This window comes from Streptomyces sp. NPDC016469, from assembly GCF_040632905.1.
Taxonomy (GTDB): domain Bacteria; phylum Actinomycetota; class Actinomycetes; order Streptomycetales; family Streptomycetaceae; genus Streptomyces.
The window spans coordinates 1-24,352 of record NZ_JBEYCQ010000046.1 but is presented as its reverse complement, the minus strand read 5'-3'; the positions used below and the strand labels follow the sequence as shown (position 1 = coordinate 24,352).

The following is a 24,352-nucleotide window of genomic DNA, read 5'->3' as shown; positions in this document are numbered from 1 at the left end:
GGCTGGGAATCATTCCGATGACCTCCGGACGTTGAGACAAGTACCGGGCCAATGTCGGACCCCATGGGTAGGGTCTGATCAAGTGCTTCGAACCGAGCGGGGTGAGCTAGATGGCGACCAAGGACACCGGCGGCGGACAGCAGAAGGCGACGCGTTCCACGGAGGAAGTCGAGGAGCAGGCACAGGACGCGCAGGCATCCGAGGACCTCAAGGAACGCCAGGAGAAGCTGAGCGACGACGTGGACGACGTCCTCGACGAGATCGACGATGTACTCGAGTCCAACGCGGAGGATTTCGTGCGGTCATTCGTGCAAAAGGGCGGCGAGTAACCGGCTCCGCGCCGGAGGCCGGCGGCGGCTGTGCGGCACGGGCGGTCCGCCCGTGCCGCACACCGCGGGCACGGACCTCACCACCGGTCCGATTGTCCACGTCTTCGATGTGGATCACCGTCACCGGGCGGGTAGGGTCCGGGGCGTAACGTGCTTCAACTGCAATTCGGCGCAGGGCCGTCGCATACCTGGAGGGAAACGCGTGGAAGCCAACACTCGTAGCACCGGGCGTCTACCAGCTGCCTTCCTGACGCCGGGATCGTCCTCCTTCATGGACTTCCTGTCCGACCAGGCACCCGGGATGCTGCCGGGCAACCGGCAGATGCCGCCCATGAAGGGCGCCATCGAGGCGCCGCACGGCACGACGATCGTGGCCGCGGCGTTCCCCGGCGGTGTCGTCCTGGCCGGTGACCGGCGGGCGACCATGGGCAACATGATCGCGCAGCGCGACATCGAGAAGGTCTTCCCGGCCGACGAGTACTCGGCGGTGGGCATCGCCGGTACGGCGGGTCTCGCCGTGGAGATGGTCAAGCTCTTCCAGCTGGAGCTGGAGCACTTCGAGAAGGTGGAGGGCGCCCAGCTCTCCCTGGAGGGCAAGGCCAACCGGCTCTCCACGATGATCCGGAGCAACCTGGCGATGGCCATGCAGGGCCTCGCCGTCGTCCCGCTCTTCGCCGGTTACGACATCGACCGCGAGCGCGGACGCATCTTCAGCTACGACGTCACCGGCGGGCGTTCCGAGGAGCACGTCGGCTACGCGTCCACCGGTTCCGGCTCGATCTTCGCCCGGGGCTCGATGAAGAAGCTCTACCGCGAGGACCTGACGGAGGAGGAGACGCTGACGCTGGTCGTGCAGGCGCTGTACGACGCGGCGGACGACGACTCGGCGACGGGCGGCCCGGACGTGGGCCGCCGTATCTATCCGATCGTCACCGTCATCACGGACGAGGGCTTCCGGAAGCTGACCGACGCGGAATCCTCCGAGATCGCCCGCTCGATTCTGGAACGCCGTCTGGAACAGCCCGACGGCCCCCGCGCCGCGCTGCTCTGAGCACGCGTCCGTATCCAGCTTCTTCGATGCTCCCGCCACTGACAGAAAGGGACGGATAGCCGGTGTCGACGCCGTTCTATGTCTCACCTCAGCAGGCCATGGCCGACCGGGCGGAATACGCCCGGAAGGGCATCGCCCGCGGTCGCAGCCTGGTTGTGCTGCAGTACGCCGACGGAATTGTGTTCGTCGGCGAGAACCCGTCCCGTGCGCTGCACAAGTTCAGCGAGATCTACGACCGGATCGGTTTCGCCGCCGCCGGCAAGTACAACGAGTACGAGAACCTCCGCATCGGCGGAGTCCGCTACGCGGATCTGCGCGGGTACACCTATGACCGTGACGATGTGACGGCCCGTGGACTGGCGAACGTCTACGCGCAGACACTCGGCACCATTTTCTCCAGCGCGGCCGAGAAGCCGTACGAGGTGGAGCTCGTGGTCGCCGAGGTGGGCGCCGAGCCCGAGGGCGACCAGATCTACCGGCTGCCGCACGACGGCTCGATCGTGGACGAGCACGGCTCGGTCGCGGTCGGCGGCAACGCGGAGCAGATCAGCACCTTCCTCGACCAGCGCCACCGCGACGGGATGTCGCTCGCCGAGGCGCTGAAGCTGGCGGTGCAGGCACTGTCCCGCGAGGCCAACGGCAACGAGCGGGAGATCCCCGCCGACCGGCTGGAGGTCGCGGTGCTGGACCGCACGCGGCCGCAGCAGCGCAAGTTCAAGCGGATCGTCGGCCGGCAGCTGGCCCGGCTCCTCGAAGCGGAGGCCGCCGCGTCGACGCCGACCGACGCCCCGTCCGACGCGGAGGACGGCGAGTCCACGGACAGCCCGACGGCCGCCGCGGACCCGAAGGGCACGACCGACACGACGGATTCCGGCGGCGACGTGGAGTAGCGGCTCCCGACCCGCCGAGCCCCGGCCCGCCCGCAGGCGGACCGGGGCTCCGTCATGCGCCCGTGCTGCCCGCCACCGGCGCCGTCGAGCCCCGGACGACCAGCCGCACCGGCAGGCTGCCCGGCTCGGCGGCCCGACCGTCCAGAACCGCCAGCAGGGCGGCCATACCGCGCTCGCCGACCTGCACCGCGGGCAGCCGGACCGTGGTCAGCTCCGGCTCCACCGCGGTGGCCAGGGCCAGGTCGTCGAAGCCGGTGACCGAGACGTCGTCGGGCACCCGCAGCCCGAACCGGCGGGCCGCCTTGCACGCGCCCGCCGCCAGGATGTCGTCGTCGCAGACGATCGCGGTGGGCCGGGGTCCGGACAGCCCGAGCGCGTGTTCCGCCGCTTCCCGCCCCGCCCGTACGTCCAGCGCCGCGGTCACCGTGCGGACCTCGGCGCCGGGGGTCCGGCGCACCTCCTCGTACAGGGCGTCCGCGCGGCAGGCGAAGGTCCAGGTGTCGACGGCCGAGGCGAGGTGCAGGAAGCGCCGGTGGCCGAGGGCCAGCAGATGGCGGGCCACCTGGCGCATCCCGTCCGCGATGTCGAGGTTGACCCGGGCGGCGGGCCCGGGCGCCGAGGGATCGCTGTCCAGCATCACGAGGGGGACGTCCGCGCCGTGCAGGGCGTCGAGCGCGTCGGCGGCCATGGACGAGGCGATGACCCCGTCCAGCGCGGCCCGGGCCGACGGGAACGGGTCGCGGGCCGGGCCGGTGCCGTCGGGGGAGGGGTAGAGGACGACCCCGAAGCCGTGCTCGGCGGCGACCGCGGCGGCCCCGGTGTACACCCGGGCGAAGAACTCGTTGGTGAGGGCCGGGACGACCAGGAGGGCCGTCCGGGTGCGGCCGAGGCGCAGATTGCGGGCGGCGAGGTTGGGCCGGTAGCCCAGGCCGCGGGCGGCGTCGCGGACCCGCCCCGCGGTGGACTCGGAGACCCGGCCCCGCCATTTCCCGCCGAGCACCAGCGAGACCGTGGCCTGGGAGACGCCGGCGGCCCGGGCCACGTCACGGCTGGTGGGCCGGGGCGGGCCGGGTGGTGCGGGGCTGGTCACGCGGGCCTCCGGGCCGTTCGGTTCAGGCCCGTGAGGTGGACCTGGGGACGGGGTCATGGTACGTATGAACCCGGAAGTTATACGTAAAACCTCGCAGGCCCGCACAGGCATCCGAGGGAGAGGGGCGGGACATGGCCGCGGGATATCTGGACATCCTCCGGGCGCGGCACGCCGCCAGGCTGCTGACGGGCACCCTGGTGGGCCGGCTGCCGAACGGCACGGCGAGCATCGCGATCGTGCTGTTCGTCCGGGCCGGGGGCGGCAGCTACAGCATCGCGGGCGCGCTCGCGGCGGTGTACGGGCTGGCCACCGCGGTCGGGCAGCCGCTGCTCGGCCGGGCGGTCGACCTGTACGGGCAGCCGCGCGTCCAGCTGCCCGCCGCCGTCGTCTCCGCGCTCGGCATGGTCCTCCTCGCCGCGGCGGGGACCGGCTCGCTGCCGCTCGCCTACGGGGCGGTGGCCGTGGCCGGTCTCTTCACGCCCCCGCTGGAGGGCGGCCTGCGGGCGCTGTGGCCGAGCGTGCTGGGCGGTGAGGAACGCGTGCACCGGGCCTATGCCATGGACGCCGTCGCGCAGGAAATCATGTTCACCGCGGGCCCGCTGCTCGTGACGCTTCTGGTCGCCCTCTGGTCGCCCGCCACGGCGCTCCTGGTCATCAACGTGATCGGCGTGCTCGGCGCGCTGTCCGTCGTGCTCTCCGAGCCCTCGCGGGCCTGGCGCTCCGCCCCGCGCGAGGCGCACTGGCTGGGCGCGCTGCGCTCGCCCGGGCTGCTGGCGCTGCTCGGGTCGTTCTTCTTCGTGGGCCTGGCGCTGGGCTCGATCACCGTGGCCGCGATGGCGTACGCCGACGACCAAGGCCGGGAGTCGGTGTACGGCTGGCTGATGGCCGCGCTCGGCCTCGGCGCGCTGATCGGCGGCGCGGTGTACGGGGCGCGGCAGTGGGCGGGGGCGCCGGAGCGGCGGCTGCGGGTGATCGTGGGTCTGCTCGCGGTGGGCTATCTGCCACTGGTGCTGACGCCCGGCCCGGTCGCGATGACCGTGCTGGCGGCCGTCTCCGGGGTGTTCCTCGCGCCGGCCATCGCGTGCTCGTTCATCGTGGTCGACCGGCATGCCCCGCGCGGGACGGTGACGGAGGCGTTCTCGTGGCTCGTGACGACCTTCGGGGTGGGCGCGGCCGTGGGGACCGCGGTGGCCGGTCCGGCCGTCGAACTGGGCGGGACGGCGTGGAGCTTCGCGGTCGCGGGGGCCGGTGGAGTGGCGGCGCTGCTCGTTCTCCTGGCCACCGGAAGGGTCCTGGCGGCTCCCGCCCGTACCGCCGTCGCGGTGCGAGGATCCGAAAATGATCGAAACGGTGCCGTCGAACCCGGTTTCAGCTCGGGCCATCAGGCGTAATGTTCAGTCATGGACCGCCGCATTTTCGGGCTGGAGAACGAGTACGGCGTCACGTGCACGTTCAGGGGACAGCGCCGACTGTCTCCTGATGAAGTGGCGCGCTACCTCTTCCGCCGTGTTGTGTCATGGGGCCGCAGCAGCAATGTCTTTCTGCGGAACGGCGCCCGCCTCTACCTCGACGTGGGATCGCATCCGGAATATGCAACCCCCGAATGCGACAACCTGACCGAGCTGGTCACCCACGACAAGTCCGGCGAGCGCATTCTCGAGGGCCTGCTCGTCGACGCCGAACGCCGCCTGCACGAGGAGGGAATCGCCGGCGACGTCTATCTCTTCAAGAACAACACCGACTCGGCGGGAAACTCCTACGGCTGCCATGAGAACTACCTCGTGGCCCGGCACGGGGAATTCTCCCGCCTCGCGGACATCCTCATTCCCTTCCTCGTCACCAGGCAGCTGATCTGCGGCGCCGGCAAGGTGCTCCAGACCCCACGGGGCGCGGTCTACTGCGTCAGCCAGCGTGCCGAGCACATCTGGGAGGGCGTCAGCTCCGCGACGACGCGCTCCCGCCCGATCATCAACACCCGCGACGAACCGCACGCGGACGCGGAGCGCTACCGCCGCCTCCACGTCATCGTCGGCGACTCCAACATGTCCGAGACGACCATGCTGCTCAAGGTCGGCGCGACCGACCTGGTGCTCCGCATGATCGAGGCGGGCACGGTGATGCGCGACCTGACCCTGGAGAACCCGATCCGGGCGATCCGCGAGGTCAGCCACGACACCACCGGGCAGCGCAAGGTCCGCCTCGCCAGTGGCCGGGAGGCGTCGGCCATAGAGGTGCAGCGCGAGTACTACGAGAAGGCCGTGGACTTCGTGGACCGCCGCGGCATCCGCACGGGCAACGTCGAGCGCGTCCTCGAACTGTGGGGCCGCACGCTCGACGCGATCGAGGCCGAGGACCTCGACCGGATCGGCACCGAGATCGACTGGGTCATGAAGTACAAGCTCATCGAGCGGTACCGGGCCAAGCACAACATGACCATGTCGAACCCGCGGGTCGCGCAGATAGACCTCGCCTACCACGACATCCACCGCCGGCGGGGGCTGTACTACCTGCTGGAGCGCAAGGGGCAGGCCGCCCGTATCTGCAACGACCTGAAGATCTTCGAGGGCAAGTCGGTTCCCCCGCAGACGACCAGGGCGCGGCTGCGCGGGGACTTCATCCGGCGGGCCCAGGAGCAGCGGCGGGACTTCACCGTCGACTGGGTCCACCTCAAGCTCAACGACCAGGCGCAGCGCACGGTGCTGTGCAAGGACCCGTTCCGGTCGGTGGACGACCGGGTGGAGAAGCTGATCGCGGGTATGTGAGGCGCAGGATACGCCCGGCACCCGGTGCGACTCGGGCCCCGTACGTTCCTCGTACGGGGCCCTTCGTACGGCCTAGAGTGGCGGGGTCCCGGAACCCCCTGGGGCGTGTCCCCCACAAATGCCGTCTGAGATCTGAGGAACCAGTGCGCCGACTTGCCGGCCTTCTCGTCGTCCCCCTGCTGCTGTTGTCGTCAGCGGCCTGCGGCAGCGACGACAAGGGCTCCGACTCCGCTTCCGCCTCCGCGTCCGCCCCCTCCAAGGGCGGTTTCCCCGCCATCACCGCGGGCGCGAAGTTCGGCGAGAAGCCCACCCTGGCCAAGGGCACGGGTACGCCGCCGAAGGAGCTGAAGACCAAGGTCATCAGCGAGGGCGACGGCGCGAAGCTGAAGAACGGCGACGTGACCCAGGTCAACTACCTCGGCCAGGCGTACGACTCCACCAAGCCGTTCGACAACAGCTTCGACCGCAAACAGCCGTTCGACCTGACGCTCGGCGCGGGCATGGTCATCCAGGGCTGGGAGAAGGGTCTGGTCGGCCAGAAGGTCGGCAGCAGGGTCCAGCTCGTCATCCCGCCGGAACTCGGTTACGGGGCCCAGGGCCAGGGCGACATCAAGCCGAACGCCACCCTGGTCTTCGTCGTGGACGTCCTGAAGGCGAAGCAGATCCCGGCCTCGGCCAAGGGCACCGCCGTCGCCCAGGACAACACCGACCTGCCGAAGGTGGGCACCAACACCGACGGCAAGGCGCCCAGCCTGACCATCCCCAGCAAGGTGGCCCCGCCGAAGAAGCTGGTCTCCGACTACGTGCTGGAGTCCAAGGGCGACGTGGTCAAGGAGACCGACTCGGTCGTCGTGAACTACGTGGCCAAGCTCTGGAAGGACGGCAAGGAGTTCGACAACACGTACACCACGGGCAAGACGCAGACCTTCCCCCTGGCGCAGGTCACCCTCAAGGGGCTGAAGGACGGTCTGGTCGGCAAGAAGATCGGCAGCCGGGTGCTGCTGGTCGTGCCGCCGGACCAGGGCCTCGGTGACAAGGAGCAGTCGGGCGTCCCCGCCAACTCCACGCTGGTCTTCGCCGTGGACATCCTGGCGAAGATGTAAGACTGTCCCGGTTGCCCAGTTCATCAGTAAGAGGAGCAAGTCAGTGAGCATCGAGAAGCCCGAGATCGACTTCCCGGGCGGCGAGCCGCCGGCCGACCTGCAGATCAAGGACATCTGGGAGGGTGAAGGCGCCGAGGCCAAGGCCGGCCAGACCGTCTCCGTCCACTACGTCGGGGTCGCCTTCTCCACCGGCGAGGAGTTCGACGCCTCCTGGAACCGCGGCACCCCGCTGCAGTTCCAGCTCGGTGCCGGCCAGGTCATCAAGGGCTGGGACCAGGGCGTGCAGGGCATGAAGGTCGGCGGCCGTCGACAGCTGACCATCCCCGCGCACCTCGCCTACGGCGACCGCGGCGCCGGCGGCGGCCGGATCGCCCCGGGCGAGACGCTGATCTTCGTCTGCGACCTGGTCGCCGTCTGATCCCGAGCGCCGTAGAAGCGAGGGCCCGCACCGCGAGGTGCGGGCCCTCGCTTTTGTCCGGACACCCCGGGGCGGTACGGTCGAGCGTCGTAGAGCACAAGGGAAAGGGCGTCGATGGCGATTGCCAAGGCCGAGCGGCTGATGAACCTGGCGCTGTGTCTGCTGGGGACCCGGCGCCCGCTCAGCAAGCGCGAGCTGCGCGGCTCCATCGAGGCGTACCTCGAAGCGGCTTCCGACGACGCCTTCAACCGGATGTTCGAGCGCGACAAGGACGACCTGCGCGAGCTCGGCCTGGTCATCGAGACCGTGGAGAACCTGGACGGCGACACCGGCTATCTCGCCCGCCGCGACAGCAACCGGCTGCCGCCCATCACGCTGGACGCCGAGGAGGCAGCCGCGCTCGGCCTGGCCGCCAAGGTCTGGCAGCAGGCCCGCCTCGCCGGTGCGGCCAGCGGGGCCCTGCAGAAGCTCCGGGCGGCCGGGATGCCCGAGACCGAGGACACCTACGAGGTGCACAGCGCCCTCGAACCCCGCATCCCCGTCCACGAGGCCGCGTTCGAACCCCTCATGCTGGCCTGCCGCGACCGCCGCCCGGTGACCTTCGACTACCGCAAGGCGAACGCCGCCCAGCCCGAGCAGCGCCAGGTCGAGCCGTGGACCCTGGAATGCTGGCGCGGCCACTGGTATCTCGCCGGCTGGGACCGTGAGCGGGGCGCCGAGCGCGTCTTCCGGCTCTCCCGGATCACCGGCAAGGTGCGCTCCCGGGCCGGCGCCTTCACCGCCGAGGTGCCCGATGTGGTCACCGTCCGCGAGACCGTGGAGAGCTGGGCCGGCGAGACGGCCACCCGGACCGCCCTGATCAGGCTCCGTACCGACTCCGGCTACCCGCTGCGCGCCCGCGCCCTATCGGTCCGGGAACTCGGGAACGGGTGGGACGAGTTGGAGATCCCGTACGGACACGGCCTGGACGCCTGGCTCGTGGAGTTCGGGCCCGACGTCGTCGTCACCGGACCCGAGGACCTGCGGGCCGACGTGGTGGACCGGCTGCGCGCCGTGGCCAAGGACTGAGGGGACCGTATTCCATGGCCACGAACGCCATCGACCAGACGCGCCGGATGCTCTCCCTGGTGACGTACCTCCGTGAGCGCCCCGGCGCCCACGTCCAGGACGTCGCCCGGGCCTTCGGGATCACCGAGGACGAGCTGATCTCCGACCTCGACGTGCTGCCCATGTGCGGGACCAGCTTCCGGGGCGGCGACCTGCTCGACATCGACACCGACGGCGACCGCATCTGGTGGCACAACGCGGACGACGTCGCCGAACCGCTGCGGCTCGCCGCCGACGAGGCGACGGCCCTGCTGGTCGCCGCCCGCGCCGTGGCGACCCTGCCCGGGCTGCGCGAGAGCGACCGGCAGGCGCTGCTGCGGGCCACCGCCAAGCTGGAAACCGCCGCCGGAGAGGTGGGCGCCGCCAGCTCCCGGCTCTCGGTCACCTTCGAGTCCGAGGGCGGCGTCTTCGCCGAGGTGGACCGGGCGATCTCGGAGCGGCGCCGGCTGTGGCTGCGCTACTACTCGCCCGCCCGCGACGAACTCACCGAGCGCGAGGTGGACCCGATCCGGCTCTTCGCCGTCGGGCACACCTATATGGAGGCGTGGTGCCGCTCCTCCGAGGACCGGCGTACCTTCCGCCTCGACCGGGTCGCCGAGATCCGGCTGCTCGACGAGCCCGCCGCCCCGCCCGAGCTGGAGCTGCGGGACCTGTCCGAGGGGCTGGTCCAGCCGGCCGCCGAGGACCCGGAAGTCGTGATCGAGGTCGGCCCGGGCGGGCGCTGGGTCGCCGAGTACTACCCGCACGACCGGGCGGAGGAACGGCCCGACGGCGGTCTGCGGATCACCCTGCGCACCCCGGACCCGGCCTCGCTGCGCCGGCTCGCGCTGCGGCTCGGCCGGGAGGGGCGCATCGTCTCGCCCCCGGAGCTGGCCGAGAGCGCGCGGAGTGCGGCGCGGGCGGCGCTCGCCGCGTACGACGGCACGGCCTGAAGGGACGGCTGGAGACATGGGCCACCTGTCCGCGCTGCCGGGCCGCGCCGCCGTATCCACCGTGGCGGTGCCGGAGTCGGCGCGCTTCAAGGCCGCCTGCCCCGACTGCCGCGCGCGGTCCGAGCTGGCGGCGGCGGAATTCCGGCTGGTGATCGGCGCGACCAGCCGCACCACGTTCTACTCCTTCACCTGCCCCGACTGCGCCGCGTGCGTCCGCAAACCGGCGGGGGAGCGGATAGTGGAGCTCCTCACCGACGGCGGCGTACGGACGCTGCGCCTGCACACCGGCTCCTGAAAGGCTTCTCGCGCATGTTCTGGCCCATGCTCGCCATCGCCCTGGGATTCCTCGGGATCGCCGTGCTCGGCGTGCTGGCCATCAGGGTGTTCATCGAGGCCCAGCGCCTCGGCCACCAGGTGACCCGCACCACGGAGCGCATCAACCGCGCCGCCGGCGACCTGGAGCGCGCCGCCGAACGGCTCGCCACCACGGGGAAGACCCTGCCCTAGAGGCCCCGTAGACGCGGCCTCCTGTTTCAAGGGCCCGGGAGGTACGCTGCTGAAAGACGGCCCAGGCAGGGAGGTGCGGGCCGCTATCGAAAGTATGCACGGGCATTGCCTCGCGTTTACTCCCGCGGGTTACGATCGCTGCCGGCGAACAGTCGGACGTGTATCCGCCACTCAAGGGCAGCGAGCCCACCTCCAGCCGCCTCAGCCAGAAGGAAGCACACCATGGGCAATCTGAAGCCTCTCGAGATCGTTCTGATCATCGCTGTCATCCTGCTGTTGTTCGGCGCCAAGAAGCTTCCCGACATGGCCCGTTCGCTGGGCAAGTCGGCCCGCATCCTCAAGAGCGAGGCCAAGGCCATGAAGAAGGACGACGAGCCGGCGGCCACCACGGACGCCGCCGCCGACCCGGCCGCCCAGCAGGCCGCCGCCCGTACGATCCAGGCCGCGCCCGGTGACGTCACCAGCTCCCGCCCGGTGAGCGAAGCGAAGCCCACCACCCAGAGCTGACCGCGCTGACGGGTTCTTCCGTCAGCCGCCGCACGAGACGAGGGAAGTGGGTTGCTCAAGTCTGCCCGCAAGCAGGAGAAGGACAGCGAGGGGCGGATGCCTCTCGCTGATCACCTGCGAGAGTTGCGTAACCGACTGATGATCGCGGTCCTGGCGATCATCGTGATCACCTCGGTCACGGCCTTCTTCTACAAGGACCTGATTCACTTCCTCATCAAACCGATCCTGGAGTCGGTCGGCTGCGCCAATGGTGAGAGGAGGCAGGCCAACGGTCATCCGTGTGCCGAGATGACGGTGCAGGGCCTGGTCGCGCCCTTCTCCATCGCCCTCAAGGTCTCCCTCATGGCAGGGGTGGTGCTCGCCACCCCGATCTGGCTCTACCAACTGTGGGCGTTCCTCGCCCCCGGGCTCCACAAGCACGAGAAGCGGTACGCGCTCGCCTTCGTCGGCGCCGGGGTGCCGTTGTTCCTGGCCGGTGCCGCCCTCGCCTACGTGCTGATGCCGAAGACCGCCGAGGTGCTGCTCGACTTCACTCCGGACCATACGACGAACCTGCTGCCCGTCGATGACTACCTCAACATCATCACGCGCATGGTGATCGTGTTCGGCCTCGCCTTCGAACTGCCGCTGCTGCTCATCCTGCTGAACTTCACCGGAGTGCTCACGGCCAAGCGGCTGGCTTCCTGGTGGCGCGCCATGGTCATGGGAATCACCGTCTTCGCCGCGGTGGCGACCCCCACCGGCGACCCGCTCACGATGATCTCTCTGGCCGCCCCCATCGTGCTGCTGTACTTCATCGCGCTCGGCATCTGCATGGCCAACGACCGGCGGCGGAAGCGCAACAACCCGGACGCCGACCTCGATGACGACGAGGCGTCGGAGCTGGACCTCACCCCCGAGGACATCGGCGACATGGAGCAGGTGTCGGCGTCGCCCACGCTGCCCGGCCAGTCCGACGGCGGACGGTCCTCCGCGCGAGACGGTTACGACGACATCACCTGACCTTGTAGGGTCCCCGGGTGACCAGCGAGATCACCCTCTTCGTCAATCCCACCGCGGGACGCGGCCGGGGCGCGCGAGCCGCGCAGCCGGCCGCTTCCGCGTTGCGGGAGGCCGGTTTCTCCGTGCGCACGATCCTCGGCGAGGACGCCGGTGACGCGCTGCGACGGGCGCGGGACGCGGTCGCGGAGGGCACGGGCGCGCTCATCGCCGTCGGCGGGGACGGGCTCATGTCGCTGGCCCTCCAGGCGGTCGCCGGGACGCTCACCCCGCTCGGCGTGGTGGCGGTGGGGACCGGCAACGACTTCGCGCGCGCCCTGGGCCTGCCGATACGCGACCCGGAGGCGGCGGGCCGGCTCGCCGCCGACGCGCTCAAGGGGCGGGCGCCGGTGCGCGAGACCGACCTCGGCCGGGCCGGGGAGCGCTGGTTCGGCTCCGTGCTCGCCTCCGGCTTCGACTCCCGGGTCAACGACCGGGGCAACCGGATGCGCTGGGTGGGCGGCCGCTTCAAGTACGACCTGGCGATCGTCGCCGAGCTGGCCGCCTTCGAGCCGGTCACGTACCGCATGACGCTCGACGGCGGGCCCGCGCGGGAGATCCGGGCGACGCTCGTCGCGGTCGGCAACGGCACCTCGTACGGCGGCGGCATGCGCATCTGCGCGGACGCGGACATGGGCGACGGCCTCTTCGACGTCACGGTGGTCGGCGAGTGCAGCCGTACGACCCTGCTCAAGGTCTTCCCCAGGGTGTACAGGGGGACGCACCTCAGCCACCCCGTCGTCACCGTGCACCGGGCCTCATCGGTCACCCTCGAAGCCGTCGGCGTCACCGCGTACGCGGACGGCGAACCGCTCGGCGCCCTCCCGCTGACCGCCGCCTGCGTGCCGAAGGCCGTACGGGTGCTGGGGGCCGGTCCCGCAGCGCGGACCATGGGCGATTAAAGATCGCGTCACTGTCAGAGGCGGCGGGTAGGCTCGTGGACAAGATGACAGAGGACCTCTCACCAGCTGAGCGCTACCAGGCTTCCCGGCTCCGGGCGGCCGAGCAGGCGACCGCTCTCGGGCCGTTCCGCGAGATGTACGACTTCGATCTCGACCCGTATCAGATCGAGGCGTGCAAGGCGCTGGAGGCCGGGAAGGGTGTGCTCGTCGCCGCCCCGACCGGCTCGGGCAAGACGATCGTCGGCGAGTTCGCCGTGCACCTCGCCCTGGAGCAGGGCCGCAAATGCTTCTACACCACGCCGATCAAGGCCCTGTCGAACCAGAAGTTCGCCGACCTGGCCCGGCGCTACGGCTCCGACAAGGTCGGCCTGCTCACCGGTGACAACAGCGTCAACGCGGACGCCCCGGTCGTCGTCATGACCACCGAGGTCCTGCGCAACATGCTGTACGCGGGCTCCCAGGCGCTCAACGGCCTCGGACACGTGGTCATGGACGAGGTGCACTACCTCTCCGACCGCTTCCGGGGCGCCGTCTGGGAAGAGGTGATCATCCACCTCCCCGAGTCGGTCACCCTGGTCTCCCTGTCGGCGACCGTGTCCAACGCGGAGGAGTTCGGCGACTGGCTGGACACCGTGCGCGGCGACACCGAGGTGATCGTCTCCGAACAGCGGCCCGTCCCGCTCTGGCAGCACGTGCTGGCCGGACGCCGGATGTACGACCTCTTCGAGGAGGAGACCGACCACGGCGGCCGAGGCACCGGCCGCCGCGAAGTCAACCCCGACCTCGTCCGCCTCGCCCGCATGGAGAACCAGCGCGGGTACAACCCCCGCGACCGCCGCCGCGGCAAGATGATCCGCGAGGCGGACCGCGAGCGTGAGCGGCGCCAGCGCAGCCGGATCTGGACGCCCTCGCGGCCCGAGGTCATCGACCGGCTGGACGCCGAGGGGCTGCTCCCCGCGATCACGTTCATCTTCAGCCGGGCCGCCTGCGAGGCCGCCGTCCAGCAGTGCCTGCACGCCGGGCTCCGGCTCAACGACGACGACAACCGCCGGCTGGTGCGGGAGATCGTGGAGGAGCGGACGGCGTCCATCCCGTCCGAGGACCTGCACGTCCTGGGCTACTACGAGTGGCTGGAGGGCCTGGAGCGGGGCATCGCCGCGCACCACGCCGGGATGCTCCCCAGGTTCAAGGAGATCGTCGAGGAGCTGTTCGTCCGGGGCCTCGTCAAGGCCGTCTTCGCGACGGAGACGCTGGCCCTCGGCATCAACATGCCCGCCCGCTCGGTCGTCCTGGAGAAGCTCGTCAAGTGGAACGGCGAGCAGCACGCCGACATCACCCCCGGCGAGTACACCCAGCTCACCGGCCGGGCCGGACGGCGCGGGATCGACGTCGAGGGCCACGCCGTGGTGCTCTGGCAGCGCGGCATGGACCCGGGCGCCCTCGCCGGACTCGCCGGCACGCGCACGTATCCGCTGCGCTCCAGCTTCCGCCCCTCGTACAACATGGCCGTGAACCTGGTCCAGCAGTTCGGGCGGCACCGCTCGCGCGAACTCCTGGAGACCTCGTTCGCGCAGTTCCAGGCGGACCGCTCGGTCGTCGGGATCTCCCGCCAGGTCCAGCGCAACGAGGAGGGCCTGGAGGGCTACCGCGAGGGCATGACCTGCCATCTCGGAGACTTCGAGGAGTACGCCCGGCTGCGCCGCGACCTCAAGGACCGGGAGACGGAGCTGGCCAAGCAGGGCGCCTCCCAGCGGCGGGCCGCCGCCGCCGCGTCCCTGGAGAAGCTGAAGCCCGGCGACGTCATCCATGTGCCGACCGGCAAGTTCGCCGGCCTCGCGCTCGTCCTGGACCCCGGCCTCCCGGCCGGCCGCACCAACGGGCACGGGCACCGCGGCATGGAGTACCACGACGGGCCCCGGCCGCTGGTGCTGACCGCCGAGCGCCAGGTGAAGCGGCTCGCCTCGATCGACTTCCCGGTGCCCGTGGAGGCCGTGGAGCGGATGCGGGTGCCGAAGTCGTTCAACCCGCGCTCGCCGCAGTCGCGCCGGGACCTGGCCTCCGCCCTGCGGACCAAGGCCGGGCACATCGTCCCCGACCGGCACCGCCGGGGGCGCGCCCCCGCTGCCGACGACCGCGAGATCGCGCGCCTGCGGGCCGAGCTGCGCGCCCACCCCTGCCACGGGTGCGACGAGCGCGAGGACCACGCCCGCTGGGCCGAGCGCTACCACCGGCTCCAGCGCGACACCCGTCAGCTGGAGCGCCGCATCGAGGGGCGCACCAACACCATCGCCCGGACGTTCGACCGGATCGTGGCCCTGCTCACCGAGCTGGACTACCTGCGCGGCAGTGAGGTCACCGAGCACGGTAAGCGGCTGGCCCGGCTCTACGGCGAGCTGGACCTGCTGGCGAGCGAGTGCCTGCGCGCCGGCGTCTGGGAGGGCCTGAACGCGGCGGAACTCGCGGCGTGCGTCTCCGCCCTGGTGTACGAGGCGCGGCAGGCCGACGACGCGGTGGCGCCGAAGCTGCCGTCGGGGCCCGCGCGGACCGCGCTGGGCGAGATGGTCCGCATCTGGGGGCGGCTCGACGCCCTGGAGGAGGACTTCAAGATCAACCAGGCGGAGGGGGTCGGCCAGCGCGAGCCCGATCTCGGTTTCGCCTGGGCGGTGTACATGTGGGCGTCCGGCCGCTCGCTGGACGAGGTGCTGCGCGAGGCGGACATGCCGGCCGGTGACTTCGTGCGCTGGTGCAAGCAGGTCATCGACGTGCTGGGCCAGGTGGCCGCCGCCGCGCCCCGGGAGAACAGCTCGGTGGCCCGGAGCGCCCGCAAGGCGGTCGACGAGGTGCTGCGGGGCGTGGTGGCGTACAGCTCCCTGGGCTGAGACACGCGGAAGCCGGCCGGATACCGCTGGGGTCCGGTCGGCTTTCGTGTGGGGTCCCCTTCCCCGGGGAGGGCCGGCTAGGACCGGCCGCCTCGGCTCATTTTCATCGACGCGCCCGCGCAGACCAGTCCGAGCAGGGCGGTCAGTCCGCCGATGATGACGTTGTTGAGGATGACGCCGGTGTCCGGACTGCTGCCCACCACCCAGGGCGAGATGATCATCCAGGCGCCCATGGCGCAGATGGCCCAGCTCAGGCCGTACATCCGCTGCGGCATCGCGGTGAACCCGAGGCCGAGCACGGCGATCGCGATGCCCATGACCAGATTGTGCGTCACCAGGGCGGACTGCGACGTGGTGAAGTGCAGCACCCACGGAGACACGGCGCAGTAGAGGCCGACCAGGAAGACCGGCGCGTCCACGAGCGCCACGTCACGGCCGCCCATCACGCGTGCGTAGCGGTCGCTCATTTCCGGTGCATCGGGGTGTCCGGCCATGTCGTGGCCGACGTGCGAGACGTTCGACATCAGTTTCGTCCCCTTCGGATCATGGATCATGCGGACCCGGTCACCGCCACACGCGGGAAGCGGCCCGCACTGACCATTCTGCTCTTATCTGTCGCTTATGTGCAGGTTTGGGGCGACTTGATGTCCGCGAGATCCGCACCGGCCCTCGCGGCGGACCCGGTGGCCCGCCGCGAGGAACGTGATCACGCGGCGGGCGGCATCAGGACCGTGTCGACGATGTAGACCGTGGCGTTGGCCGTGGGCACGTTGCCGCAGACGACCTCCGACGAGTCGTTCACGGTGTACGTCATGTCCGGGCCCGAGGTCGTCAGCTCGCCCTTCTCCAGGGTTTCGAACGAGCCCTTCTCCAGCTGCTCCGGCGTCAGCTTCCGGCCCACCACGTGGTAAGTGAGGGCCTTGGTCAGGGCCGCCTTGTCGGCGAGGAGCTTGTCGAGGTCGGCCTTCGGGATCTTGGCGAAGGCGTCGTTGGTCGGGGCGAACACCGTGATGTTCTGCGCGTTGTTGAGCGTGTCGACCAGGCCGGCCTTCTTGACGGCGGTGACCAGGGTGGACAGGGCCGGGTTGTTCGAGGCCGCCGTGGCGACCGGGTCCTGCGCCATGCCGGTGAAGGAGCCCGCTCCGCTCTTCGGGACCGAGGCGCAGGCCGGGCCGAACGGCTTGTCCGTGTCCATGGACCTCTCGGCGGACGGCGAGGCCGGGGCCTTCGCGGAACTGGCGCTCGACCCGGACGCGCTGTCCTTGGAGTCGTCGGAACAGGCCGTCAGGGCCAGCGGCAGGACGAGCGCGGCGGACAGCGCGACGGCGGCGCGGCGGGCGTGCATGGCCTTCATGATGTTCTCCTGATTGAGTAACTGATCGATTACGCATGGTAGTTGGCTAGGGGTACGAGCGGCCCCGGCGGGCGGCGCGCGTATCGGGGGAGGCGGCGGGGCCGCGCCGGTCAGGACACGTCGACCACCACCGAGGTGGTCGAGCTCGGCGGCTTCGGCACCACCTCCTACCTGGACTACCTCGTCCCCGGCATCGTCGTGATGAGCGCGCTGGGGTCGAGCATGTGGGCCGGGATGGGGACCCTGGAGGAGATCGAGCGCGGCACGCTCAACCGCTTCCTGACCACGCCGGTCAGCCGGAACGCCCTGATGAACGCCAACGTCGTGCAGAACGGCATCGCCACCACCGCCCAGTCCGTGGTGATCCTGGTGCTCGGCCGGGCGGCCGGCGCCGGCTATCCGGGCGGGGCGGCCGGCCTGCTGGTCCTGATCGTCGCCTCGGTGCTGCTCGGCACGGTCTTCGGTGCGCTTTCGAACGCCGTGGGCATGATCGTGCGGGAGCGGGAGTCGATCATCGGCATCAACACCTTCCTGCTGCTGCCGCTCACCTTCCTGTCCACGTCCTTCATGGCACCGAGCCAGATGCCCGGCTGGATGCGGGACATCGCCGCCTTCAACCCGGTCAACTGGGCCATGGCGGCCGGGCGTTCCGCCCTCGGTGCCGATCCCGACCGGCAGCTGGTCGTCACCCGTTGCGGCGGACTGCTGCTGCTCGCCCTGGCCGCGGTGGCGCTGTCGACGCGCACGTTCCGCTCGTACCAGAAGTCCGTCTGACGGTCGGCCCGTCCACCGCTCGGCCGTCCGGGCCGGGAGTCCCCTTCCGGCCCGGACGCAGCGCCGCGTACGTCCCGGCGGCGGTGGCGGCGGCGAGGACCGCGGCAGCGGCGAGGGTCGCGCCGTCCGGGTGGATCAGCGGCTGGCCGCGCAAGGCCTGCCACAGCACGAGCGCGACGAGCATCCCGTACGAGCAGGAGGCCACCCGCACCAGACGCAGCCGCACCCGCGCGTCCCGCAGCCGGGGCACCCGCGGCGCCGGCGCCACGAGCGCGAGCAGGAACAGCGGGAGGGCCTGGAGCGCGTGCATGCCCACGAAGTGGGGGACGCGCAGATCGCCCCCGGTCGTCGACCACCCGGTGAACGGCATCGAAGGGCCGCTGTCCGGCACACCGACCGCATGGGCCCCGATCACATCGGCCGCGCCCCGCCGGTCCGCCGCCCGCTGCTCCGGGGTGGGCCGGGTCATCAGGAAGCCGAAACCGGCCCCGGCGAGGGCCAGGTGCTCGGCCGGGCGGCCGGCCGCTGCGGCGGCTCGCCCACGCGGAGGCGTCGGCGCGCGCGTACGAGGACGGGGCGCCCGGGGGCGGGGCGCCGGAGGAGGCCGGGGGAGGGGCGGAGGCGGCCCGGGGCTGAGCCGCGACACGGCTGTGCCCCGGTCCGCCGGACCGGGGCACAGCGCGGGTCGTACGCCGAGGCGAAGGCCAGGCCCTGCCGTCGGATTCTCGTCTGCCGGGCGGCGTCAGGGCCTAGACCGCGCTCTCCTGCTCGCGCTCCACCTGCTCGTTCCACTGGCGCTTGACGGAGCGCCATGCCTCGTCGTCGTGGCCGAGCCGCCAGTAGCCGGAGATCGACAGCTGGGCGGCCGGGATCCCCCGCTCAAGGCGCAGGTGGCGGCGGATCTCCTTGACGAAGCCCGCCTCGCCGTGCACGAACGCCTGGACCTGGCCGGGCGGGAACTCCAGCTCCCTCACCGCCTCGGTGAGCGCCTCGCCGACCGGGCGGCCGGCCCGGTGCAGCCAGGTGACCGCCACGCCGTCCGGTGTGGCGATCTTCTGCTCCTCCGCCGCGTCCGCCACCTCGACGTACGCGCGCACCACCGCACCCGCCGGTATCCGCTCCAGCGCGGCGGCGACGGCCGGCAGCGCGCTCTCGTCGCCCGCCAGCAGGTGCCAGTCCGCCGAGGCGTCGGGGGCGTAACCCCCGCCGGGGCCCAGGAACGTCACCTGGTCGCCCGGCTTCGCGCCCGCCGCCCAGGGGCCGGCCAGGCCCTCGTCACCGTGCACCACGAAGTCGATCGCCAGCTCCCGGGTGGCCGGGTCCCAGGAACGCACCGTGTAGGTACGGGTGGTGGGCCACAGCTCGCGGGGGTACTCCTCGCGGATGCGGGCCACGTCGAAGGGGTGGGCGTAGTCCGCGCCCTCGGGGGCGAAGCAGAGCTTGACGTAATGGTCGGTGAAGCCCGCGAGCGCGAAGTCGGCGAGACCGTCACCGCCGAGCACCACCCGGATCATGTGCGGGGTGATCTGCTCGGTGCGCAGGACCTGCGCCCCCTGAGCCTTGGGTGCCCGCCGCTCCGGTCGTTCTGCCACGAGGTCTGCTCCCTGCTGCCGGAATTGGAGACCGTCGACCGATGCCGAGATCACCCTTAGGGTCACCTAACTTAACACCTCAGGGCTGCAGTGCGGAGTGGAGGCGCTGGAGGGCTCCGCCCAGCCCCCACCGGGTCGCGAGCGCGTCGAGGGCGGCCGGATCGCGCGGCGCGGCGGGCAGCGCCGGGTCGAACTCCGGCAGCGGTACGTCACCGGCGACCCGTACCACCTTCGGAGCGACGGCCACATAGGCGCGGGCCTCGTCGAGCCGCTTGCGCTGCGAGGGCGTCAGCTTCGCCGCGGGGTCGTCCACGGCCGCCATGATCCCGGCCAGGTCACCGAACGCGTCCAGCAGCTTCGCCGCCGTCTTCTCGCCGATCCCGGGCACCCCCGGCAGCCCGTCGCTCGGGTCACCGCGCAGCAGCGCCAGGTCCACGTACCCGGGGCCGTCCACCCCGTACTTCTCGCGCAGCCACGCCTCGTCCGTCACCTGGAGCGTGCCGACCCCCTTCAGCGGGTAGAGCACCCGCACCCCGCGGGCGTCGTCCACCAGCTGGTACAGGTCCCGGTCGCCGGTGACGATGTCGACCGGGCCGGCCGCCCGCCCGGTCAGCGTGCCGATCACGTCGTCCGCCTCGTACCCCTCGGCGCCGACCCGGGCGATGCCCAGCGCGTCCAGCACGTCCGCGATGACCGGAACCTGCGGGGCCAGCGTGTCCGGAGTCTCCTCCTCGTCGGGCTCGCCCGCCCCGGTCTCGACCGCCACCCGGTGCGCCTTGTACGTGGGGATGAGGTCGACCCGCCACTGCGGCCGCCAGTCCGCGTCCCAGCAGGCGACGAGGTCGTCCGGCCGGTGGTCCTGCACGAGGCGGCCGATGAAGTCCAGCAGTCCGCGCACGGCGTTGACCGGGGTGCCGTCCGGCGCGCGCACCGAGTCGGGCACACCGAAGTAGGCGCGGAAGTAGAGGGAAGCGGTGTCGAGGAGCATCAGGCGTCGCGTCACACGCCGATGATGCCGCACGGCACCGACAGTGGCCGCCGCGGACGCGGTTCCCGGAAAACCAGACCCTTTCATGTGATCCAGGTCACTCTTGTGTTTGCTCCGGATAAGCCGGGGCAGGCGCGGTATCGGAGCGGACCACGTCGCATTTTCAACCAGTGCACGTGCCATGCGGACGGAATCCGTGCCGCTCCACGGTCTGCCGACGGGGGTGGCAGACCGTTCTCGGTTCAACGCGTGAGGTGTATGTGTCCAGGCTGCAAGCCGAGCACTTGTACAAGGTGTTCGGCAGACGACCCGATCAAGCCGTGCAGAAGCTGCGGAGCGGCACCGGCCGCGACGCGCTGCGCGCCGACGGAACCACGGCAGCGGTGATCGACGCATCGTTCACCGTCGAACCGGGCCAGATCTTCGTCGTGATGGGTCTGTCCGGCTCGGGCAAGTCCACCCTGCTGCGGATGCTCAACGGCCTGCTGGAGCCCACCTCCGGCCAGGTGCTCTTCGACGGCCAGGACCTGACCGCCCTGAGCCCCGCCGAACTCCGCCACGTCCGCTCCACCAAGATCAGCATGGTGTTCCAGCACTTCGCGCTCTTTCCCCACCGGAGCGTCCTGGAGAACGCCGCGTACGGACTGGAGGTGCAGGGCGTTCCGCGCGCCGAGCGCCACCGCCGCGCCACCGAGGCCCTGGAGCTGACCGGCCTGGCCGGCTGGGAGAAGTCCTGGCCCGACGAGCTGTCCGGCGGCATGCAGCAGCGCGTGGGCCTCGCCCGCGCGCTCGCCACCGACGCCGACCTGCTCCTGATGGACGAGTCCTTCAGCGCGCTCGACCCGCTGATCCGCCGCGACATGCAGGACCAGCTCCTGGAGCTCCAGAAGCGGCTGAAGAAGACCATCGTCTTCATCACCCACGACCTCAACGAGGCCATGCGCCTCGGCGACCGCATCGCCGTGATGCGCGACGGCGAGATAGTCCAGCTCGGCACCGCCGAGGACATCCTCGTCACGCCGGCCAACGACTACGTCGCCTCGTTCACCCAGGACGTCGACCGCTCCCGGGTGCTGACCGCCGGCGCGATCATGGCCGAGACGGAGACCGTCATGGGCACGCTCTGCGACCAGGGCAAGGAGATCCGGAGCACCGACGACGTGCTGCGGGCCGCCCCGGCCACGGTCACCGAGTCCACGCCGATCATCGAGCTGTTCACGCCCTGCTCGCAGAGCCGGGTCGCGGTCGCCGTGACCGACGACAAGGGCAAGCTCCTCGGCGTCGTGCCCCGCGAGCGGCTCCTCGCCGTGCTCGGCGAGCCGATGACCCCCGCGTCGGCGCCCCAGGACGCCGCCCCGGCCTCGCTGAAGAAGGTGGCCGGTGTTTAGGCTCCCTCTCGGCGACTGGGTCGACTCCGCGGTCGACTGGCTCCAGAACCACCTCTCCTGGCTCTTCGACTTCATCAGCTCCGTCGTGAGCGGCATGTTCGACGGCATCGCCGCCGTGCTCTCCGCTCCCGCGCCCCTGCTCTTCGCGGGCATCGTCGCCGTCATCGCCTGGTGGCTGCGCGGTCTGCTCGCCGGGGTCCTCGCGTTCGCCGGCTTCGCCCTCATCGACTCCGTCGAGTTGTGGGACGAGGCGATGGACACGCTCACGCTGGTGCTCGTCGCGACGATCGTGACGCTGGTCCTGGCCGTGCCGCTCGGCATCTGGGCCTCCCGCTCCAAGACGGTGAGCGCGGTGACCCAGCCGGTCCTGGACTTCATGCAGACCATGCCCGCCATGGTCTACCTGATCCCCGGCGTGATCTTCTTCGGTGTCGGTGTCGTTCCCGGCATCATCGCCACCATCATCTTCGCGCTGCCCCCGGGCGTCCGGATGACCGAACTCGGCATCCGCCAGGTCGACGGCGAGCTGGTCGAGGCGGCCGAGGCGTTCGGCACGACGTCCCGCAACACGCTGCTGCGGGTCCAGCTGCCGCTGGCCCTGCCCACGATCATGGCGGGCATCAACCAGGTCATCATGCTGGGCCTGTCCATGGTGGTCATCGCCGGCATGGTCGGCGGCGGCGGCCTCGGCGGCTCCGTCTACCGGGCCATCGGCAACGTCGACGTCGGCCTGGGCTTCGAGGCCGGTGTCTCCATCGTCATCCTGGCCATGTACCTGGACCGGATGACCGGCGCCCTGGGCCGCGAGGTCTCCCCGCTCGCCCGCCGCGCGCTCGCCAAGGCGCAGTCCATGGCCGGCGGCCTGAAGATCTGGCACCACCGCCCGCAGCCCGTCGTCGCCGTCGCGGGTGTCGTCGCCCTCGCGCTCGTCGCCGGCGGCATGGGCGTCTTCGGCTCCTCCGACGACGAGGCCGCCACGGCCTCCGACACGGCGAAGATCGGCGCCGGCAAGAAGATCAGCATGGGTTACATCCCGTGGGACGAGGGCATCGCCTCCACCTTCCTGTGGAAGGAGCTGCTGGAGCGCCGCGGCTTCGAGGTCGACGTCAAGCAGTACGAGGCCGGCGCGCTGTACACCGGCATGGCGAGCGGCCAGATCGACTTCGAGACCGACTCCTGGCTGCCGGTCACCCACGCCACGTACTGGAAGAAGTACAAGGACCGCCTGGAGGACATGGGCTCCTGGTACGGCCCCACCTCGCTGGAGCTGGCCGTCCCCGGTTACGTCAAGGACGTGAAGTCCCTGACCGACCTCAAGGGCAAGGCGTCCGACTTCAAGGGCCGCATCGTGGGCATCGAGCCGAGCGCCGGCGAGATGGGCCTGCTGAAGGACAAGATCCTGCCGGGCTACGGCCTGGACAAGGAGTACAAGGTCGTCGACGGCTCCACGCCGTCCATGCTGGCCGAGCTGAAGCGCGCGTACGCCAAGAAGGAACCGATCGTCGTCCCGCTGTGGTCACCGCACTGGGCGTACAACCAGTTCGAGCTGACCAAGCTCAAGGACCCCAAGAACCTCTGGGGCAAGGGCGACGGCATCCACACGCTGACCCGCAAGGGCTTCACCGGCGACAACCCCGAGGTCGGCAAGTGGCTCAAGGACTTCAAGATGAGCGAGGACCAGCTCACCAGCCTTGAGGCCCAGATCCAGAAGAGCGGCTCCGGCAAGGAGCAGGAGGCCGTCCGCACCTGGCTGAAGGCCAACCCGGACGTCGCCGACAAGTGGACCCCGGTCCGGAAGTCCGCCCCGGCCAAGGGCGCGAACGGCAAGGACGAGCGCGACCGCCCGGTCGAGATGGCCTGGTTCCCCTGGGAGGAGGACATCGCCGCCACCTACCTGTGGAAGGCCGTCCTGGAGGACCGGGGCTACAAGATCAACCTCAAGCAGTTCGAGGTCGGTCCCATGTACACCGCGATGTCGCGCGGCCAGATCGACGTGCAGTTCGACGGCTGGCTCCCGTTCACCCAGAAGAACTACTGGGACACGTACGGCTCCAAGCTCACCGACATCGGCTCCTGGTACGGCCCGACCTCCATCGAGGTCGCGGTGCCCGACTACGTCAAGGACGTGAAGTCCCTGGCCGACCTCAAGGGCAAGGCGTCGGAGTTCAAGGGCCGGATCATCGGCATCGAGCCCGGCACCGCCACGATGGAGAACCTCAAGAAGAACGTGCTCCCGGCCTACGGTCTGGACGACGCGTACGAGGTCGTCGACTCCTCGACGCCCGGCATGCTCGCCGAGCTGAAGCGCGCGTACGCCAAGAAGGAGCCCATCGCCGTCCTGCTGTGGACCCCGCACTGGGCGTACAGCGAGTACGGGATGACCAAGCTCCAGGACCCGAAGAAGGCATTCGGTGACGGCGACCGGCTGCACACCATCGCCTCCAAGGAGTTCCCGGAGAACTACCCGCGGCTGACGAAGTGGTTCAAGGACTTCAAGCTGAGCGAGGACCAGCTCGCCGGCCTGGAGAACCAGATCCAGAAGCTCGGTACAGGGCACGAAGAGGAAGCCGTGAGGGCCTGGATGGAGAAGAACCCGGGCATCGCGGACAAGATGGCCCCCCAGTAGGAGCCGTCACCGGCCCCCACCAGGGCCGCAACCTGTGAAGGGGTGGGTCACGCCGACGGCGTCCGTGACCAACGTCCTCACCAGCGTCAACGACCTCACCTCCTCGGTCGACCTG

General features: G+C 70.7%; 23 protein-coding genes and 2 pseudogenes. 19 read left to right on the top strand and 6 right to left on the bottom strand.

Features of this window, described 5'->3' with window-relative positions:
* Nucleotides 1–110 precede the first annotated feature (110 nt).
* From ABZ565_RS32930 to prcA, 4 genes and pseudogenes are all read left to right on the top strand, one after another.
* Nucleotides 111–329, top strand: a complete 219-nt coding sequence (locus ABZ565_RS32930; protein WP_018103742.1) for a ubiquitin-like protein Pup — start codon at nt 111–113, stop codon at nt 327–329.
* 109 nt (nt 330–438) lie between these two features.
* Nucleotides 439–580 (top strand): annotated as a pseudogene (locus ABZ565_RS32925) (endonuclease domain-containing protein); the annotation flags it as partial.
* Nucleotides 532–1,380 (top strand): proteasome subunit beta, encoded by an 849-nt coding sequence (gene prcB / locus ABZ565_RS32920; protein WP_361035223.1) that lies wholly within the window; start codon nt 532–534, stop codon nt 1,378–1,380. The pseudogene ABZ565_RS32925 and the gene prcB, both read left to right, overlap by 49 nt.
* 62 nt (nt 1,381–1,442) lie before the next feature.
* Nucleotides 1,443–2,270, top strand: coding sequence for a proteasome subunit alpha (gene prcA / locus ABZ565_RS32915; RefSeq protein WP_361035220.1), 828 nt, complete (start codon nt 1,443–1,445; stop codon nt 2,268–2,270).
* Between the two features lie 52 nt (nt 2,271–2,322).
* Here prcA and ABZ565_RS32910 read toward each other — a convergent pair whose 3' ends face one another.
* Complete coding sequence (locus ABZ565_RS32910) at nt 2,323–3,360, bottom strand: LacI family DNA-binding transcriptional regulator (protein WP_361035217.1); 1,038 nt, start codon at nt 3,358–3,360, stop codon at nt 2,323–2,325.
* 131 nt (nt 3,361–3,491) lie between these two features.
* Here ABZ565_RS32910 and ABZ565_RS32905 point away from each other — a divergent pair, with 131 nt between their 5' ends.
* The 12 genes from ABZ565_RS32905 to ABZ565_RS32850 all read left to right on the top strand — a co-directional run bounded on the left by ABZ565_RS32905 (nt 3,492) and on the right by ABZ565_RS32850 (nt 15,515).
* Nucleotides 3,492–4,751, top strand: coding sequence for an MFS transporter (locus ABZ565_RS32905; protein ID WP_361035214.1), 1,260 nt, complete (start codon nt 3,492–3,494; stop codon nt 4,749–4,751).
* A 9-nt stretch (nt 4,752–4,760) separates the two neighbouring features.
* Complete coding sequence (gene pafA / locus ABZ565_RS32900; protein WP_361035211.1) at nt 4,761–6,122, top strand: Pup--protein ligase; 1,362 nt, start codon at nt 4,761–4,763, stop codon at nt 6,120–6,122.
* A gap of 143 nt (nt 6,123–6,265) precedes the next feature.
* Nucleotides 6,266–7,225: an FKBP-type peptidyl-prolyl cis-trans isomerase gene (locus ABZ565_RS32895; protein WP_361035208.1), complete on the top strand. Its 960-nt coding sequence runs from the start codon at nt 6,266–6,268 to the stop codon at nt 7,223–7,225.
* A gap of 43 nt (nt 7,226–7,268) precedes the next feature.
* A complete protein-coding gene (locus ABZ565_RS32890; RefSeq protein ID WP_361035205.1) occupies nt 7,269–7,643 on the top strand; it encodes an FKBP-type peptidyl-prolyl cis-trans isomerase in 375 nt (124 codons plus the stop codon).
* A gap of 114 nt (nt 7,644–7,757) precedes the next feature.
* A complete protein-coding gene (locus tag ABZ565_RS32885) occupies nt 7,758–8,711 on the top strand; it encodes a WYL domain-containing protein (RefSeq protein WP_361035202.1) in 954 nt (317 codons plus the stop codon).
* A 14-nt stretch (nt 8,712–8,725) separates the two neighbouring features.
* Entirely contained in the window at nt 8,726–9,682 is a 957-nt protein-coding gene (locus ABZ565_RS32880; RefSeq protein ID WP_361035199.1) for a WYL domain-containing protein, read from the top strand.
* Nucleotides 9,683–9,698: 16 nt separating this feature from the next.
* Complete coding sequence (locus ABZ565_RS32875) at nt 9,699–9,977, top strand: hypothetical protein (RefSeq protein WP_361035196.1); 279 nt, start codon at nt 9,699–9,701, stop codon at nt 9,975–9,977.
* A gap of 14 nt (nt 9,978–9,991) precedes the next feature.
* Entirely contained in the window at nt 9,992–10,189 is a 198-nt protein-coding gene (locus tag ABZ565_RS32870; protein ID WP_361035193.1) for a hypothetical protein, read from the top strand.
* A gap of 222 nt (nt 10,190–10,411) precedes the next feature.
* Nucleotides 10,412–10,696, top strand: a complete 285-nt coding sequence (tatA, locus tag ABZ565_RS32865) for a Sec-independent protein translocase subunit TatA (RefSeq protein WP_361035190.1) — start codon at nt 10,412–10,414, stop codon at nt 10,694–10,696.
* A 51-nt stretch (nt 10,697–10,747) separates the two neighbouring features.
* The gene (gene tatC, locus ABZ565_RS32860; protein WP_361035187.1) at nt 10,748–11,698 is read left to right on the top strand and encodes a twin-arginine translocase subunit TatC; all 951 of its coding nucleotides are present in this window, start codon (nt 10,748–10,750) and stop codon (nt 11,696–11,698) included.
* A 17-nt stretch (nt 11,699–11,715) separates the two neighbouring features.
* On the top strand, nt 11,716–12,636 hold the full coding sequence (locus tag ABZ565_RS32855; RefSeq protein WP_361035184.1) for a diacylglycerol kinase: 921 nt from the start codon (nt 11,716–11,718) through the stop codon (nt 12,634–12,636).
* Nucleotides 12,637–12,680: 44 nt separating this feature from the next.
* Nucleotides 12,681–15,515 (top strand): DEAD/DEAH box helicase, encoded by a 2,835-nt coding sequence (locus ABZ565_RS32850; RefSeq protein ID WP_361035181.1) that lies wholly within the window; start codon nt 12,681–12,683, stop codon nt 15,513–15,515.
* 77 nt (nt 15,516–15,592) lie between these two features.
* Here the strand turns inward: ABZ565_RS32850 and ABZ565_RS32845 are convergent, their stop codons facing one another.
* Nucleotides 15,593–16,039: an SPW repeat protein gene (locus ABZ565_RS32845; RefSeq protein ID WP_199879164.1), complete on the bottom strand. Its 447-nt coding sequence runs from the start codon at nt 16,037–16,039 to the stop codon at nt 15,593–15,595.
* Nucleotides 16,040–16,221: 182 nt separating this feature from the next.
* Nucleotides 16,222–16,869: a fasciclin domain-containing protein gene (locus ABZ565_RS32840; RefSeq protein ID WP_361035177.1), complete on the bottom strand. Its 648-nt coding sequence runs from the start codon at nt 16,867–16,869 to the stop codon at nt 16,222–16,224.
* Nucleotides 16,870–16,911: 42 nt separating this feature from the next.
* Here ABZ565_RS32840 and ABZ565_RS32835 point away from each other — a divergent pair, with 42 nt between their 5' ends.
* Nucleotides 16,912–17,643 carry an ABC transporter permease gene (locus ABZ565_RS32835; RefSeq protein WP_361035174.1) on the top strand — a complete coding sequence of 244 codons (732 nt, stop codon included), beginning with the start codon at nt 16,912–16,914 and terminating at the stop codon, nt 17,641–17,643.
* On the opposite strand, the pseudogene ABZ565_RS32830 reads toward ABZ565_RS32835, so the two are convergent.
* The 3 genes and pseudogenes from ABZ565_RS32830 to ABZ565_RS32820 all read right to left on the bottom strand — a co-directional run.
* A pseudogene (locus ABZ565_RS32830) lies at nt 17,555–18,145 on the bottom strand (hypothetical protein); the annotation flags it as partial. The gene ABZ565_RS32835 and the pseudogene ABZ565_RS32830 sit on opposite strands and share 89 nt — an antisense overlap.
* 247 nt (nt 18,146–18,392) lie before the next feature.
* A complete protein-coding gene (locus ABZ565_RS32825; RefSeq protein ID WP_361035171.1) occupies nt 18,393–19,235 on the bottom strand; it encodes a siderophore-interacting protein in 843 nt (280 codons plus the stop codon).
* Nucleotides 19,236–19,314: 79 nt separating this feature from the next.
* On the bottom strand, nt 19,315–20,223 hold the full coding sequence (locus ABZ565_RS32820) for a 5'-3' exonuclease (RefSeq protein WP_361035255.1): 909 nt from the start codon (nt 20,221–20,223) through the stop codon (nt 19,315–19,317).
* Between the two features lie 320 nt (nt 20,224–20,543).
* On the opposite strand from ABZ565_RS32820, the gene ABZ565_RS32815 reads away from it, so the two are divergent.
* Both ABZ565_RS32815 and ABZ565_RS32810 read left to right on the top strand, forming a co-directional pair.
* Entirely contained in the window at nt 20,544–21,611 is a 1,068-nt protein-coding gene (locus tag ABZ565_RS32815; RefSeq protein ID WP_361035252.1) for a glycine betaine/L-proline ABC transporter ATP-binding protein, read from the top strand.
* On the top strand, nt 21,604–24,237 hold the full coding sequence (locus ABZ565_RS32810; RefSeq protein ID WP_361035168.1) for an ABC transporter permease/substrate binding protein: 2,634 nt from the start codon (nt 21,604–21,606) through the stop codon (nt 24,235–24,237). The genes ABZ565_RS32815 and ABZ565_RS32810 overlap by 8 nt, the downstream gene beginning before the upstream one ends.
* Nucleotides 24,238–24,352 lie beyond the last annotated feature (115 nt).